The 15,575-nt window shown below is 42.8% G+C and carries 13 protein-coding genes; 2 read left to right on the forward strand and 11 right to left on the reverse strand.

Translation table 11 applies throughout. From position 1 onward, the window contains the following. The 5 genes from QL898_RS09205 to QL898_RS09225 all read right to left on the reverse strand — a co-directional run. Nucleotides 1–106: GTP-binding protein (locus QL898_RS09205; RefSeq protein ID WP_087553676.1), on the reverse strand; the 106-nt coding region annotated here is incomplete at its 3' end. A 223-nt stretch (nt 107–329) separates the two neighbouring features. After that, nucleotides 330–2,456, reverse strand: coding sequence for an elongation factor G (gene fusA / locus QL898_RS09210; protein WP_057761733.1), 2,127 nt, complete (start codon nt 2,454–2,456; stop codon nt 330–332). A 343-nt stretch (nt 2,457–2,799) separates the two neighbouring features. After that, complete coding sequence (gene rpsG, locus QL898_RS09215) at nt 2,800–3,273, reverse strand: 30S ribosomal protein S7 (protein ID WP_057761735.1); 474 nt, start codon at nt 3,271–3,273, stop codon at nt 2,800–2,802. A gap of 217 nt (nt 3,274–3,490) precedes the next feature. Continuing rightward, nucleotides 3,491–3,865 carry a 30S ribosomal protein S12 gene (rpsL, locus tag QL898_RS09220; protein ID WP_011281154.1) on the reverse strand — a complete coding sequence of 125 codons (375 nt, stop codon included), beginning with the start codon at nt 3,863–3,865 and terminating at the stop codon, nt 3,491–3,493. A gap of 411 nt (nt 3,866–4,276) precedes the next feature. Then, nucleotides 4,277–5,398: an EcsC family protein gene (locus QL898_RS09225; RefSeq protein WP_290176585.1), complete on the reverse strand. Its 1,122-nt coding sequence runs from the start codon at nt 5,396–5,398 to the stop codon at nt 4,277–4,279. Between the two features lie 498 nt (nt 5,399–5,896). Between QL898_RS09225 and QL898_RS09230 the strand changes: the two genes are divergently transcribed. Together QL898_RS09230 and QL898_RS09235 are read left to right on the forward strand one after the other, a co-directional pair. Continuing rightward, nucleotides 5,897–7,132: a beta-ketoacyl-ACP synthase II gene (locus QL898_RS09230; protein WP_290176586.1), complete on the forward strand. Its 1,236-nt coding sequence runs from the start codon at nt 5,897–5,899 to the stop codon at nt 7,130–7,132. A 3-nt stretch (nt 7,133–7,135) separates the two neighbouring features. Beyond that, complete coding sequence (locus tag QL898_RS09235) at nt 7,136–8,869, forward strand: anthranilate synthase component I family protein (RefSeq protein ID WP_290176587.1); 1,734 nt, start codon at nt 7,136–7,138, stop codon at nt 8,867–8,869. A gap of 157 nt (nt 8,870–9,026) precedes the next feature. Here the strand turns inward: QL898_RS09235 and hisC are convergent, their stop codons facing one another. The 6 genes from hisC to QL898_RS09265 all read right to left on the reverse strand — a co-directional run bounded on the left by hisC (nt 9,027) and on the right by QL898_RS09265 (nt 15,357). After that, the gene (hisC, locus tag QL898_RS09240; RefSeq protein ID WP_290176588.1) at nt 9,027–10,157 is read right to left on the reverse strand and encodes a histidinol-phosphate transaminase; all 1,131 of its coding nucleotides are present in this window, start codon (nt 10,155–10,157) and stop codon (nt 9,027–9,029) included. Between the two features lie 75 nt (nt 10,158–10,232). After that, entirely contained in the window at nt 10,233–11,528 is a 1,296-nt protein-coding gene (hisD, locus tag QL898_RS09245; RefSeq protein WP_290176589.1) for a histidinol dehydrogenase, read from the reverse strand. Nucleotides 11,529–11,778: 250 nt separating this feature from the next. After that, nucleotides 11,779–12,471, reverse strand: coding sequence for an ATP phosphoribosyltransferase (hisG, locus tag QL898_RS09250; protein ID WP_101205353.1), 693 nt, complete (start codon nt 12,469–12,471; stop codon nt 11,779–11,781). A gap of 94 nt (nt 12,472–12,565) precedes the next feature. Next, the gene (gene murA / locus QL898_RS09255) at nt 12,566–13,834 is read right to left on the reverse strand and encodes a UDP-N-acetylglucosamine 1-carboxyvinyltransferase (protein WP_290176590.1); all 1,269 of its coding nucleotides are present in this window, start codon (nt 13,832–13,834) and stop codon (nt 12,566–12,568) included. 111 nt (nt 13,835–13,945) lie between these two features. Further along, nucleotides 13,946–14,197, reverse strand: a complete 252-nt coding sequence (locus tag QL898_RS09260; protein WP_102091608.1) for a BolA/IbaG family iron-sulfur metabolism protein — start codon at nt 14,195–14,197, stop codon at nt 13,946–13,948. Between the two features lie 164 nt (nt 14,198–14,361). Continuing rightward, nucleotides 14,362–15,357, reverse strand: coding sequence for an alpha/beta hydrolase (locus tag QL898_RS09265; RefSeq protein ID WP_290176591.1), 996 nt, complete (start codon nt 15,355–15,357; stop codon nt 14,362–14,364). Nucleotides 15,358–15,575 lie beyond the last annotated feature (218 nt).

The following is a 15,575-nucleotide window of genomic DNA, read 5'->3' on the forward strand; positions in this document are numbered from 1 at the left end:
CTACGGTTGCGATTGCAGCGGTAAGGGTTGTTTTACCATGGTCAACGTGTCCGATTGTACCGACGTTGACGTGTGGCTTGTTACGTTCAAACTTGGCCTTTGCCATGGGTATTTCCTCTTTTTTTGGGGTTCAAGACTTAACTCATATAAATATGATTATTAAGACGATTTTGACCACATTAAGATAATTGTTAAAAGGTTGCACATACTAATGTGCAGATATTATAAGAAAATCGCGGCCAATAACAAGTCTTTTAACAAGTTATTGGCGTATTCTTTAGTGACAATACACAGACGCACTCTATATTGTCACCTTCAGTAAGTTTTATTTACTCGTCATCATCTTTAGAGTTGAACTTAGAGATGATTTCAGCAGCAACTGATTTTGGAATTTCAGCGTACTTTTGGAATTCCATTGAGTAAGTTGCACGGCCTTGTGACATAGAGCGCATTTGAGTGGCATAACCAAACATTTCCGCTAATGGTACTTCAGCACGAATCTGTTTAGTACCGCCAGGTAGATCTTCCATACCCTGTACCAAACCACGACGACGGTTAAGATCGCCCATGATGTCGCCCATGTAGTCTTCAGGTGTTTCAACTTCTACTTTCATTACTGGCTCAAGTAGCGCTGGATCAGCTGCTAAGAAACCTTTTCTGAAGGCCATAGAACCAGCCATCTTAAATGACAATTCATCAGAGTCAACGTCATGATAAGAACCATCATACAAGGTCGCTTTTACGCCAACTACTGGGTAGCCTGCAAGTACGCCGTTTTTCATGCGCTCTTGGATACCTTTATCAACAGCACCGTGGAATTCTTTTGGTACAGTACCACCAACAACTTCTTCAGCGAATTCATATTCAGTGTCGCCAGCTGGGTCAAGTGGCTCAAGACGTAACCAAACGTGACCAAACTTACCACGACCACCTGTTTGACGTACGAATTTGCCTTCTTGTTCAACAGTGTTACGAATCGTCTCACGATAAGCAACCTGAGGTGCACCGATGTTTGCTTCAACGTTGAATTCACGCTTCATACGGTCAACAAGAATCTCTAGATGTAGCTCACCCATACCACTGATGATCGTCTGACCAGATTCTTCGTCAGTGTGTACACGGAACGATGGATCTTCTTTTGCCAAACGGCCAAGAGCGATTGACATTTTTTCTTGGTCAGCTTTGGTCTTCGGCTCAACAGCTAGAGAGATAACTGGATCTGGGAATTCCATACGCTCAAGAGTGATCACGTTGTCTTCATCACATAGCGTATCACCAGTAGTCACATCTTTCATGCCGACTAGAGCTGCGATATCACCAGTACGAATCTCTGCAAGCTCTTCTTGAGAGTTTGCCATCATCTGTACGATACGGCCAACACGCTCACGCTTCATCTTAACTGGGTTATAAACACTGCTACCCTGCTTCATTACACCAGAATAAACACGTACGAAGGTTAAGTTACCAACGAATTTGTCATTCATGATTTTGAACGCTAGTGCTGAGAAAGGTGCTTCATCTGATGCTTCACGGCTGCCTTCGCTTTCGTCTTTGTCATCAAGAATACCTTTAATAGCAGGTACGTCGATTGGTGCAGGTAGATACTGAATAACGGCATCTAGCATCTTCTGTACACCTTTGTTCTTAAAGGCAGTACCACAAAGAAGCGGGATGATTTCGTTATCGATGGTTAACTGACGAATAGCACCGTGAATTTGTTCTACAGTCAATTCACCGTTTTCTAGGTATTCGTTCATCAACTCTTCGTTTGCTTCAGCAGCGCTTTCTACAAGATGCTCGCGGTATTCTGCTGCTTTTTCTTGTAGTTCAGTTGGGATTTCACGCTCATCATACTGCATACCTTGAGACGCTTCGTCCCAATAGATAGCTTTCATGGTTACTAGATCAACAACGCCTTCGAAGTCATCTTCTTTACCGATTGGAATAACCAATGGTACAGGGTTACCACCCAAACGAGTTTTAATCTGTTCGATAACACGATAGAAATCAGCACCAACACGATCCATTTTGTTTACAAATGCAAGACGTGGTACTTTATATTTGTTCGCCTGACGCCATACGGTCTCAGACTGTGGCTGAACGCCGCCTACTGCACAGTAAACCATGCAAGCGCCATCAAGTACACGCATAGAACGTTCAACTTCGATCGTGAAGTCAACGTGACCTGGGGTATCGATGATGTTGATACGGTGTTCGTCAAACTGTTTAGCCATACCTGACCAAAAACAAGTTGTTGCCGCTGAGGTAATAGTAATACCACGCTCTTGTTCTTGCTCCATCCAGTCCATAGTGGCTGCGCCATCATGTACTTCGCCAATTTTGTGGCTAACACCGGTATAGAATAAAACACGCTCTGTAGTGGTTGTCTTACCAGCATCGATGTGCGCTGAGATACCAATATTGCGATAGCGTTTTAGGGGAGTTTTACGAGCCATAGTGTTTTCCTAGGAAAAGTCGTGTATATAATAATGTATTGTGTCTCTACCTCATACTCTATGACAAAGCGTTCAGCTTCGTAATATTACTTACTGATTATTGAGCCTAATACGGACAAAAAAAGAGCAAATACTAAGAATAGTGCGGCATCAAATTTGGGATGCTCTCCAGCAAAAACTGTATTTGTTAAGAGAGACATCTGAATAGATGTCCGCCACCTCAGTCATCAATAAATAACATTTATATATGACCGAATGATGATGGCGGCAATCAATAGAATAAACAACAATGTAAGATTAAATGGCTTGAGCCTCTAATCTCAAGCTACTATTAAAAAGTAGCTTAGAAACGGTAATGAGAGAATGCTTTGTTAGCATCTGCCATGCGGTGAACTTCGTCACGCTTTTTCATAGCAGCGCCTTTGCCATCAGCAGCATCATTCAATTCGCCAGCTAAACGCAAAGCCATTGATTTTTCAGAACGCTTAGCAGCAGCTTCAGCTAACCAACGCATAGCCAATGCAGTACGACGGGAGGGGCGTACTTCCATTGGTACTTGATAGGTTGCACCGCCAACGCGGCGAGCTTTTACTTCTACCATTGGGCGTACATTTTCTAGTACTTCTTCGAAGAAAGATACTGGATCTTCAACTTTACGCTTCTCACTTACTGTCTCAAGTGCACCGTAAACGATACGCTCAGCAGTAGATTTTTTACCATCACTCATTACATGGTTGATGAATTTTGCAACAGTTTGGCTACCAAACTTAGGATCCGGTAGGATCTCACGGGCAGCAACGACGCGACGTCTTGGCATAATAAATTTCCTTGTCTTCAGGAGTGTCTAACATTCATAACATCGACTATATTTCTTAATAAAAAATAGCGAGTTATCAGTTAGCCTTACTGCATGGTGGTATGTTTTAAGAGCAAATCACAGATATATATTTATATAAAAGCGATATTACTACTGACACCAAACCCATGCACAGTTATTGGGTAGTGCAAAAAGCTTAGTTAATAACGTTTAGTTATTAAACTTTAGGCTTCTTAGCACCGTACTTAGAGCGACCTTGCTTACGGTCTTTAACGCCTGCGCAATCTAATGCACCGCGAACAGTGTGATAACGTACACCTGGTAGATCTTTTACACGACCACCACGGATTAGAACAACACTGTGCTCTTGTAGGTTATGACCTTCGCCGCCGATATAGCTTGATACTTCATAGCCTGAAGTCAAACGTACACGACATACTTTACGCATGGCAGAGTTAGGTTTTTTTGGCGTGGTAGTATATACACGAGTACATACACCGCGACGCTGTGGGCACGCTTCCAACGCAGGAACTTTTGACTTTTCCTTGATGGTTTTGCGACCTTTACGAATCAATTGGTTAGTTGTTGCCATAAGGCATCCTTCTCCCGTTTGGTATAAAACAAAAAAATGGGCCAATGCACCATCTATCTGACAATAATTGCAGATTTCGGGGCACCCATTTTTAGGACAGTGTATTATAAAGAGTTGTTGCTGCTATTTCAACCACTTATGAATGGTTTCGCTTTACAACATTTGATAGATATGCATTCAGCCTCTCATTGTATCACTTTATAGATTTTTCGCCGAAAAATAGCGTAATAAATAAAGCAAACAAAGTGAGCTCAAGCATCATTAAGAAAAGATGTTTAACATTGAAATGGTACTTGATAGTAACTAAGTGGTGGTATTTATCCTAATTTTCAAGTCGTGTTGCTCAATCAAACTAAGATAAATACCATCATGCTTATAAAGCTATAACCCAACTAGCAAATAATATGTTTATTACTTGGCTTTTTTATCAGTCGTTTGCTTGTCTGCGTCTTTTTTACTGCTAGTTTCTTCTTTACTGGTTTCTTCTTTATTAGGGGCTTTTTCTGAATCACTGCTTTTTTCTTGGCGCTCTGTGTCTTTTTTCGCCTCATCAGTACTAGCCTTTTCTACTTTAGCCTCACTGCTGCTGTCATCAGTAATGGCACGATTGGCCAATTTTGCTTCTGGTGCAAAGGTCGCCTGAGCAACACCAATCACTTCATCAATCAATTGGCTATTATAGTGCATGCCGATCGCTACGGCGGTGACAGGAATAAAACGACGAACCCATGATAAGTTGATCTGATCTAAATCTACACCTACTTGACTGGCGACTTTGTCTATTTGCTCAGCATAGAAATTTACATTTTTATTTTTTAGACCGAGATTTTTAAGTTCACTATGTAGTCCATTGCTCTGAGCATTATCAAGCAAGCCTTTACCGATACCTAGACCAGCTAGTAGCGCTTGTTTTTCTTGCATTTTGCTTAAATCAGCGTTTGATAATAGTTCGTACGCCATTTTGACGCCTTGCTTACCTGTCAGCGGCTTATTATATACAGCAGCAATCTGGTAGACCGTACGTAATGAAACCAGTAATAGCCATAGTGTATCAGCGAGCAAACCTGGTAGACCTGCCAAACCCGTCAAACCACCCATCATTGCAAGTGCACGGTTTTGGTTAGCAATATCAGTAGCTAGCGCATAACGCTCTTCGTCATCTAAAGTAGCAATGTTAGCAAAACGATGTTCATTAGGTAAGTCTAGTTGACTCCAGTTGGCAGCGAGGTTGGCCACTTGGGCAAATGCGCCATCAACTGTTGATTGAAAAAAACTATTCGGTACGACTTTCTTGGCATATTTACCATAAGTAGCAAAGCGTGGTCCTAACAGTTGCTGCGTCGCCTTTAGTGTTTGCTCACGAAACAAGTCTTGTTGGTAGTCTTCATCGCCTAGATCTACGGCTTTATATTGACGCGGTTTGCCCGTTTTTGCGTTTACGCTGTCAATCATAGCCCCTACGCGCTCTAGGTTGTTTCGAGTGAAAGAGCCAATGGTATTGATGCTTTTAGAAAGAGTACTACGCTTTGCCATCGTGATGTCCTTAATATGATGAGTTGGTTTTTAATATAGTTGTATTTTAATGCGATAATTTATTATTAATAATAGTGAACTTATTATTTTAGCCAGTTATCTTAACTGGTGTCAGTGCGAACAATGTTATTAGAATCACAAATTTTGTATCTAAAGTATAATTCCGTCCATAGTCAGTAGCTAGTCTTACTTCTCTTCTCTTCACTCAAAACTCAGTCATAAGTGTTATTTTGTCGTTATTTTACACTTGTCCAAAGATTTTCAGTGCTTGATACGTTATCATGTGCCGTAACTGAGAGCATAATTGTACACTGAATTTATATTACCTCTGATAGATCGTTAACAGAATTTAGTTACCTAAATTCATGCTATCGTTATCTACATAGACTATTTTTTCATTATAATGCTCGAATTAACTCATAGTTAAACATCATATATAGATTTACCACGATTATTGCAACCAACTGCTAGCAAGTCGTTACTTATAAGGAATAGCATATGCGCCGCGTCGTTATTACTGGAGCAGGGATTGTCTCTTGTATTGGACATGATTTAGATACTGTCACCACTGCCCTCAAAGAAGGTCAGTCTGGCATCACATTTAATGATTCTTATGCTGAGCACGAGTTTAAATCACACGTGAGCGGTAGCATCAATCAATCAGAACTTGATACCAGTGGTATCGATCGTAAGCTGAAACGGTTCTTTAGTGACGCCAGTCTTTATGCTTATGTTAGTGCGCTAAATGCGATTGAGCACTCTGGCCTGTCACTTGATACTATCAATAACAACCCACGAGTGGGTGTAGTGGCAAGTTCGGGCGGCGCATCAACAGAAAATATCGTCAATGCTATCGATGCTATGCGCGAAAAAGGTCTACGCGGTGTCGGCGCAATGGCAGTACCAAAGACAATGGGCAGCTCAGTATCAGCTGCTTTAGCAACCGGTCTCAAAATCCAAGGCGTCTCCTACTCGCTCGCCTCTGCCTGTGCGACTTCAACACACTGTATCGGTCATGCTGCTGAGCTCATCCAATTGGGTAAAGCCGATGTGGTATTGGCTGGTGGTAGTGAAGCTGAGCATTGGACACAGTCTTGTATGTTTGATGCCATGGGCGCAGTTAGTACTCAGTATAACGACACACCAAAACTTGCTTCAAGAGCTTATGACAAAGACCGTGACGGTTTTGTAATTGCTGCTGGGGGCGCGATGGTTGTTGTAGAGAGTCTGGAGCATGCCCAAGCACGTGGTGCCAATATTTTGGCTGAAATCGTGGGCTATGGTGCCAGCTCTGATGGTGCAGAAATGGTTGCGCCAAGCGGTGAAGGTGCTGTTCGCTGTATGCAACAAGCCTTGGCCGAAGCGGGCCTAGAAAGTGTTGATTACATCAACAGCCATGGTACTAGTACACCGCTGGGCGATATTACTGAGCTTAAAGCGATTGCTAAAGTATTTGATAATGACGTCAGTAAAGTACCTGCTATCAGCTCAACCAAATCAATGACAGGCCATAGCTTGGGCGCTGTTGGTGCACAAGAGCTGATTTATTGTCTACTGATGCTACAGGACAGCTTTATCGCTCCAAGTATCAATGTTGATAACTTAGATCCTGCTGCTGAAGGTTTCGATATCGTCACCGAAATGCGTGCAGCAAATCTTGAAACCTTGATGAGTAATAGCTTTGGCTTTGGTGGTACTAACGCTACGCTAATTATCAAAAAGTTTGACGCTTAACCCATGCTTGTATCAAACCACAATGCAACTGAGCAGACAGATTCTGCGCCATCGCCAGCTAGCAAACCTAGCTGGCGTTTTGGTGACTTATCTGCTGCAGAGCTGATACCGCAGCTACAACGTCACTTGCTCGCTCAAGATATTAAGGCAAACTGGCAACTTGTTTGGCTTAATAATGATGGTCGACCAGTAATCGGTTTCCTCCCAAAAGTCAGCTGGTCTATTTATCTCAATGATAAGCAAGCTCTTAATAGTTTACCTAGTATTTATAAAGTGATTAAAAGTTTTCGCAATACTGACTTAAGTCACGATACTGATGTAAATAGCGATAATAATAGTTATGCTAGTACGACAGCATATATAAGCTATCTAGAGTGGCAAGAGGAGCTGATTGCTTATAGCAATGCTCAAGAAGCTAATCATAATACGTCATATATCAATAACGAAGAAATCCCAAAACCCAGTTATTATCACGGGCTAATCGGTTTTATTGGTTATGATATTGCAGCTCTCGAACTAAGTCCTGCCGATAGAATTGAATTGGCAATGCAGCCGTGTGCCTCGTTGGGACATTATGATATTTATCTAACGCCTACAGCATATGCTGATACAGGTTGGATGTTAAAGAGTCATCTAACTAACAATGATGCTTCTGAGAATACCGATCATGAGACAAACGATATTCTTATAAATACTCTTACCTCTTACCTAGATGAACTGGATCAAAAACTGTCTGATAAACACCTCAATCAGTCACAGTTTAAAAATGTATCAAACATCACCCCCCTAGTTTTAAGTCCGCGATGGAGTAAGCTTGATTATCAACAAGCATTTAATCGCACACAAGATTATCTACAGCAAGGTGACTGCTATCAGATAAACCTGACACAGAAATGGTCTGGCAGTTTAGCGCGTGAAAATAACGATGTTCAATCAGCCTTTTCGCTTATTGACTATTTGCCTGCGCTATATCGCAATACAAAAGCGCCTTTTGCAGGATATGTGAGCGTTGCTCGTAATGATGGTGATTACCTAAATAGAAGCAACAGCTTTGTCGCAGACAGCAATCATTTTGAATTGTTGAGCTGCTCACCTGAGTTGTTTTTTACATTCACTAGAGAAATCGACACTGGCAAACACTCTATTTGCACCAAACCTATCAAGGGAACCATGCCGCGAGGTGGTACTAACGAGCAAGATGAAGTGTATAAGCAGCAACTGGTCAATAGCGAAAAAGACCGTGCCGAAAATGTCATGATTGTAGATTTACTGCGTAATGATTTGGGCAAATACGCCAAAATTGGTAGTGTGAAAGTACCGCAATTATTTGCGATTGAAAGCTTTAGCAACGTGCATCATATGGTCAGTACTATTACCGCTGAGCTAAAAGTTGATGCTCATCCATTGGCTGTATTGTTTGGTAGTTTGCCTGCTGGCTCTATCACTGGCACACCAAAAAAACGCGCTGTCGAAATCATCGCTGAACTGGAATCTACGCCACGCGGTGCTTATTGCGGCACTATGGGTTATATGAACTTTGATGGTAGTGGTCAATGGAATGTTTTGATTCGTACACTGCAAGCCAATGCTTTGTCGAATGATGACTGTAATAAAGAAAGACACGTTAACCTGTGGGCAGGTGGCGGTATTACAGTCGCGTCTGATTGTGATGCTGAATACCAAGAATGCTTAGATAAAGTAGGTAACTTATTATCAGTACTGGCTCAAAAAACCTAAGATAGCGAACTCAAATATTATTGCTAATTTAAAGCAAAAACAAAGCCTGCCAACATAACGTTAGCAGGCTTTGTTTTTAAGACTTATCGATAGTGTTTTACGTGATGAGTAAAGAGACTCACCTATCAATATTCTATATTAAGCTATCAATATAATATTATTCAACAACGCTAGCATCGACTTGCAAGGCTTTTAGAGCATCAATTAAACGGTTGTTCTGCTCTGCCGTACCGATAGTAATACGCAAGTACTCTGCAATACGCGGCTTATCAAAATGGCGAACGATAATGCCTTGCTCGCGTAACGCACTCGCGACAGCACTTGCATCGCCATCTTTTGGACGAGCAAAAACAAAGTTAGCATGTGACGGTAGGACCTTATAGCCCAATGTAGTCAACTCTGCCGTTAGCGACGTACGTAAATCAATGACTTGCTGACGGGTCTGCTCAAAATACTCAGTATCTAACACACTCGCAGTCGCCCCAGCTTGAGCCAACTTATCCAGTGGATAGCTGTTAAAGCTATTTTTCATCCGTGTTAGTGCTTCAATCAACGATGCATTGCCAAAGGCCATACCAACGCGCAATCCAGCAAGAGAACGTGATTTTGAGAAGGTTTGGGTCACGATAACGTTGTCACACTCATTAATTAGGCTAACTGCTGAGACTGGAGCATCTGCATTGCTCTCGTCTATCTGAGCAAAATCAATATACGCTTCATCAATCACAATGACCGCATTAGAATGCTCACTTGCAAGCTTACGAATATCAGCAAGTGACAGCAGTAAGCCTGTTGGTGCATTAGGATTAGCGATGATGATACCGCTACAAGGCTGACGATAAGCATCAGGGTCAATGCTAAAATCTTCTTCTAGAGGAATCTGTACAAGCTCTACACCGAACGTCTGCGCATATACAGGATAGAAGCTATAACCAATATCAGGTGATAGCAGCGGACGCTCTTTTAAAAAGAAACTCGCAAAGACTAAAGCCAAGACTTCATCCGAACCATTACCAACGAATACTTGATTGATATCAAGGTTGTATGACTGTGCCAATGCAGCACGTAGGTCATTAGATTCAGGAGCAGGATACAAACGTAGTTCATCAGCTTGCTGCTCTAAAACCTTGGCAATAGCCTGCCCTACTTTTGGCGAGGGTGGAAATGGGTTTTCATTGGTATTTAGTTTGCATAGATTGTCGTGTTGCGGCTGCTCACCTGGAATATAAGGTGACAAGTTGCGCGCTTTAGACGACCACAGTCTGGTGTCTATCTTTGACTCACTCATAAATTATCCTACTATTAGCCACAAAGACTATTAAAAATAAATATCAAAAGTAAAAGCTAAAAATTCAAAATAAAACTACTGATAACGATAACGTGCAGAACGCGCATGGGCTTCTAAGTCCTCACGCTGCGCCAAAATATCTGCTGTCTCAGCCAAAGGTTTACTGCCAGATTCACTGCAATAAATGATAGATGATTTCTTTTGAAAATCGTAAACACCTAACGGCGAAGAAAATCGCGCTGTGCCTGATGTTGGCAGTACATGGTTCGGTCCTGCACAGTAATCTCCAATAGCTTCAGGCGTATGACGACCCATAAAGATAGCGCCGGCATGACGAATATCGTTCAACAGTGCGTCAGGATTATCAACAGATAACTCTAAATGTTCAGGAGCGATACGATTAATAAGTGCCATACCTTCGCTACGATCTTTTACCAAAATCAGTGCGCCGCGGTTCTGCAATGAGTCACGCGCGATATCTGCTTTTGGCAGTTCAGACAGTGCTTTTTCTATCTCAAGTGCTACTTCGTTGAGCTGCTCTTCGCTAGTCGTCACAAAGATAGCTTGTGCAATACGATCATGTTCAGCTTGAGACAATAGATCCATCGCTAGCCAGTCCGCTCTATCTTGTGCTTCGCCTTCTGCATATACCAATACTTCTGAAGGTCCAGCAATCATGTCGATGCCAACTTGACCAAATACCGCGCGTTTGGCTGCGGCGACATATTTGTTGCCTGGTCCTGTAATTTTGTCCACGGCTGGAATCGTTTCAGTGCCATAGGCCAAGGCTGCTACTGCCTGAGCGCCACCAATGGTAAAGACGCGATCGACTTGAGCCAGATGGGCCGCTGCCAATACTAACGGATTAAGCACACCTTTAGGCGCTGGTACGACCATGATAACTTCAGTGACGCCAGCCACCTTAGCAGGAATAGCATTCATCAATACTGAAGAAGGATATGAGGCCAGACCTCCCGGTACATAAATCCCAACGCGATCAAGTGGTGTAACTTTTTGACCCAATCGGTTGCCTAGCTCATCCTCATACTGCCATGTTTCTTGTACTTGGCGCTCATGGAATGTCTGTACCCGAGTCGCGGCTGTGGTCAACGCTAACTTTACTTTCTCATCAAGATTGGCAAACGCTTCAGCAAGCGCTTCTTTAGACAACTCTAACTCTTGCATCGACGTTGCTGGATGCTGGTCAAACTGCTGAGTCAATGCCAATACGACGTTATCACCATCAGCACGTACTTGGGCGATGATATCATCGACGGTATGTAGTAGTTCGGCATCGTTGACTGTTTCAAAGGCAAGCAACTGTGTCAATTGACTATCAAAATCGGCATTTTGGGTACTTAACTGGCGCATGACCTAATCCTATATCTGAGCATAAAGTAGTGCTAAAAATGAACGGTTTGGAACTGAGTAAAGTGGGTTTATCTTTCAAAGCATTGTGACTTATTCTATGTCTTCTTGTCTGAATTTTACGATGATTTTATGTTTTCGCAAGCTAAGACAACAAAACCAGTTTAGCACGCTACGTCACTCATAGCCTGCTAAACTGGTTTAAAAATTTGTATAACCGTGCTTTATTTTACCAATGACTTGCACTGGATAATTAGCTGTTGGCGATACTATTTTTAAAGCTATCTAAGATTGGTTCTAGTAGTGCAAATTTGCGCTTGTAGCTCACTTGATTGACGATCAGACGTGATGAAACATCACAAATGTGATCGCGGGCTTCAAGTCCATTGGCGCGCAATGTATTACCTGTGTCGACCACATCGACAATCAGATCGCCCAAGCCGACTAACGGCGCAAGCTCCATCGAACCGTAAAGTTTGATGACATCAACCTGCTGACCTTGGCTCGCAAAATAAGCACGAGCGACATTGACATATTTGGTCGCGATACGCAGACGACGATTTGGTAGTGGTGCATCTTTCACACCCGCAGTCATCAGTTTGCATTGAGCAATCTGCAAATCGAGTAATTCATAAACATGATTGGCACCATGCTCAAGCAGCACATCTTTACCCGCCACCCCAAAGTCAGCAGCGCCATGTTCGACATAGGTCGGCACATCGCTGGCACGCAAAATCAATACACGTACATTTGGATTTGAGGTCGGAAAAATCAGTTTACGTGACGCTTCAGGATCTTCTAAAAGATCAACGCCAGCTGCACGTAGCAGCGGCATGGTCTCTTCTAGAATACGGCCTTTTGATAAAGCCAAGGTTAGACCTGAAAACTCATCGTTTACTTCGTTTAATAAACCGCTGGCTGGTAAAGATTTGCTTGTCTCAGTCATAATGACATCGTGTCCATGTGCAGTCCCCTATTGAAAGGGGAGTTTTTAATTTATAACGTAATATGGGTAACAGTCGATATTGAGTCAATCAATATTAAGCGTTGGTATTAATACGCTCGATGTTCACGCCTAAGCTACGCAGCTTGTCTTCAACATGCTCATAACCACGATCGATGTGATAAATACGGTCAATCAAACTCTCGCCTTCAGCGGTCGCCGCTGCCATTACCAATGACATAGACGCGCGTAAATCCGTCGCCATTACTGGCGCTGCAGTAAAGTTTTCCACACCTCTTACTACCGCAGTGTGACCGTCAACCTGAATAGACGCGCCCAAACGATTGAGCTCTGGTACATGCATATAGCGGTTTTCGAAGATGTTTTCGATAAAAGTACTTGTACCATCCGCTAAACAAGCAATAGCCATAAGCTGAGCTTGCATATCCGTTGGGAAACCAGGATGTGGCTGTGTACGGATATCAACTGCCTTTGGACGACCTTTCATCTGCGCACGAATCCAATCATCACCGCTCGTGATAGTTGCACCCATATCTTCGAATTTCTCTAGCACTGGCGTCAATAATAGAGCAGATGTTTTTTTGGTCAATACGTCACCACGTGTCATCAAGGCACCAGCAATGTATGAGCCTGTTTCGATACGGTCAGGGACAACTGAGTATTCACAGCCGTGTAGACGCTCTACCCCTTCGATGGTCATCGTTGATGTACCGATACCGCTTATTTTGGCACCCATCGCAACCAACATGTTTGCTAAATCAACCACTTCTGGCTCTAACGCACAGTTGCCTAAGACAGTTGTGCCTTTGGCCAATGCTGCTGCCATGATGACGTTTTCAGTACCACCAACAGTGATCATATCAAATGAGAAATTACAACCTAATAGCTTGCCACCTTTTGGCGCTTGAGCTTTTACATAGCCATTTTCTACGCTGATTTCGGCACCCATCGCTTCAAAAGCTTTTAGATGCTGATCAACAGGGCGTGAACCAATCGCGCAGCCACCTGGCAATGAGACTTCAGCTTCGCCAAAACGTGCCAGTAACGGCCCTAGTACCAAGATTGACGCGCGCATGGTTTTGACCAAATCATACGGGGCATAAAAGTTATCGATACTCTTGGTATCACAAGTGACCGTATCATCTTGCTTTTGGATTTTGATACCCATGCCACCGATCAATTCAATCAACGTTCGCACGTCTTGTAGTGACGGCACGTTATGCAGTGTCGTTGGCGTCTCAGCCAATATCATAGCTGCGAGTAACGGCAAAGCGGCATTTTTGGCGCCTGAGATGGTGACTTCCCCTGCGATACGACTACTACCAGTGATTAAAAATTGATCCATAAAGGTGACAACCTAGCGATGAGTATAAAAAATTATGAAAACCAGAACTACAACTTTCAACCATGCATATGGCCGATTCAGTAATGTCCAGTCATATAGACAGCTATTTGATTAGCCTTTTGATTGAACGTCCCATTCAGCAGGCGTCAGCGCTTGGATATTGAGTGCGTGAATATCGCCACTCGCAATCTTATCATTGACTAACGCATATACTGCTTGCTGACGTTGAACCGCGCGTTTGCCTTCAAAGCTGGCATCGACCACGCGTACGTCAAACTTATTACCTTGGTTGGCAGCTTGAATAAAAGCGTCTGGGAAGTGAGTCTGTAAAAATGCGATCAAATCGTCAGCGTTCATGCTCATAGAATAGTCTGCCTTAAAGTTTAGAATAGGGTATAGATTTAAAGTGATGACATTATAACAAGAGTTTGCATATCTTACAGTACTGTCTTACTCAAGTGTGTTTAAGCATTAAGACAGTTCTATCAATTAAAAGGTCAAAAGTCGTCGATATGCATAGTGATAAGCTAGTTGAGCGTTTTATCCAAATACGTCAATACTTGCGCACGTACATCATTGACCCAGCGTAGCGGCGGTGCCATCGCACCAATACTGGTTGCGTGACTGGCCCCTTCGATTTCGCCCGTTTCAACGGTTACGCCTGCTTTTTTAAACGCTTCTGTCATTTTGATTGTATTCGTCACATGTACAATTTTGTCTTTTTCAGCGGTTAATAATAAATACGGTGGCTGCGCGCCTTTAATCTGACGATCTGGCATCACCTCATCAGGTGTGGCATTGGGGCCAAACGCTGTTGCACTACTGAACTTACGGAAATCATAGCTATAAGGACCCGCAATCCCAATAACGGCTGCAATATCTGTTGGCTTAATACCATAAGGCGCCAAAAAGTCTTCGTTGGCAACGGCTGCAACAGCATTGAACGCGCCAGCAGAATGCCCCATTACCGCTAGGCGTGACGGATCAGCATGGAGACTGGTCGCATTTTCAATACTCCAAGCAATTGCCTGAGCTGCATCTTTGACATAATCAGGATAGACGTGCTCAGGCGCTTTACGGTAATTAATCACTGCGGTGACATACCCTGCTTTGGCTAAGCTCTGACCTACAAACGCATATTGTTCTTTATTGCCGCTCTCCCATGAACCACCATGGACAAATACCACCATAGGATAGCTGGTATTGATAACACTTTGAGATTTCATTGCTTGTGCTAAAGGTTTTGGATAATAGATATCTAGGTCTTGTGAAGGCTGATCACCATATAAGATATCCTTACTCACTCCAATGCCGCCACTAGAAGTAATGCCATTGACAATAGCCAATGGCGATAATGCCTGTGCGTTTTGCGTGGCTAACGCGATACTGCCCAATGCCAATATTGCCGCACCGCCAAATCTCAACGTTCGTGTTTTCTTATGAGCAGGTTTATTGTGTATGCCTACATTACCAATGACGCTTGTTTCTTCATTTGGTTGTATATTTGTCTGTGAACCCTTCATGACCAGTATCCTATTATATTTATTTATCAATCAGTAGTAACAGCCTAACAGCGATAATGTGTTATCCACTAGCCAATGATGTTTTTGATATTATCATCGTTGGCTAATGCGTTGACTCTACTACCTTTTACTATTGATATAGTAACCACTGGCTGAAGATTTCTCGTGCCTTTACTGTTATTACTATTTAGGCTTATTGTGATTGACGTCATTTATCG

Origin of the sequence: Psychrobacter sp. APC 3279, from assembly GCF_030407795.1 — a bacterium.
GTDB lineage: Bacteria > Pseudomonadota > Gammaproteobacteria > Pseudomonadales > Moraxellaceae > Psychrobacter.

Coding starts and splice junctions, on each gene's coding strand:
- fusA (WP_057761733.1), bottom strand. CDS start 2,456: ATGGCTCGTAAAACTCCCCTAAAACGCTATCGCAATATTGGTATCTCA.
- rpsG (WP_057761735.1), bottom strand. CDS start 3,273: ATGCCAAGACGTCGCGTCGTTGCTGCCCGTGAGATCCTACCGGATCCT.
- rpsL (WP_011281154.1), bottom strand. CDS start 3,865: ATGGCAACAACTAACCAATTGATTCGTAAAGGTCGCAAAACCATCAAG.
- QL898_RS09225 (WP_290176585.1), bottom strand. CDS start 5,398: ATGGCAAAGCGTAGTACTCTTTCTAAAAGCATCAATACCATTGGCTCT.
- QL898_RS09230 (WP_290176586.1), top strand. CDS start 5,897: ATGCGCCGCGTCGTTATTACTGGAGCAGGGATTGTCTCTTGTATTGGA.
- QL898_RS09235 (WP_290176587.1), top strand. CDS start 7,136: ATGCTTGTATCAAACCACAATGCAACTGAGCAGACAGATTCTGCGCCA.
- hisC (WP_290176588.1), bottom strand. CDS start 10,157: ATGAGTGAGTCAAAGATAGACACCAGACTGTGGTCGTCTAAAGCGCGC.
- hisD (WP_290176589.1), bottom strand. CDS start 11,528: ATGCGCCAGTTAAGTACCCAAAATGCCGATTTTGATAGTCAATTGACA.
- hisG (WP_101205353.1), bottom strand. CDS start 12,471: ATGACTGAGACAAGCAAATCTTTACCAGCCAGCGGTTTATTAAACGAA.
- murA (WP_290176590.1), bottom strand. CDS start 13,834: ATGGATCAATTTTTAATCACTGGTAGTAGTCGTATCGCAGGGGAAGTC.
- QL898_RS09260 (WP_102091608.1), bottom strand. CDS start 14,197: ATGAGCATGAACGCTGACGATTTGATCGCATTTTTACAGACTCACTTC.
- QL898_RS09265 (WP_290176591.1), bottom strand. CDS start 15,357: ATGAAGGGTTCACAGACAAATATACAACCAAATGAAGAAACAAGCGTC.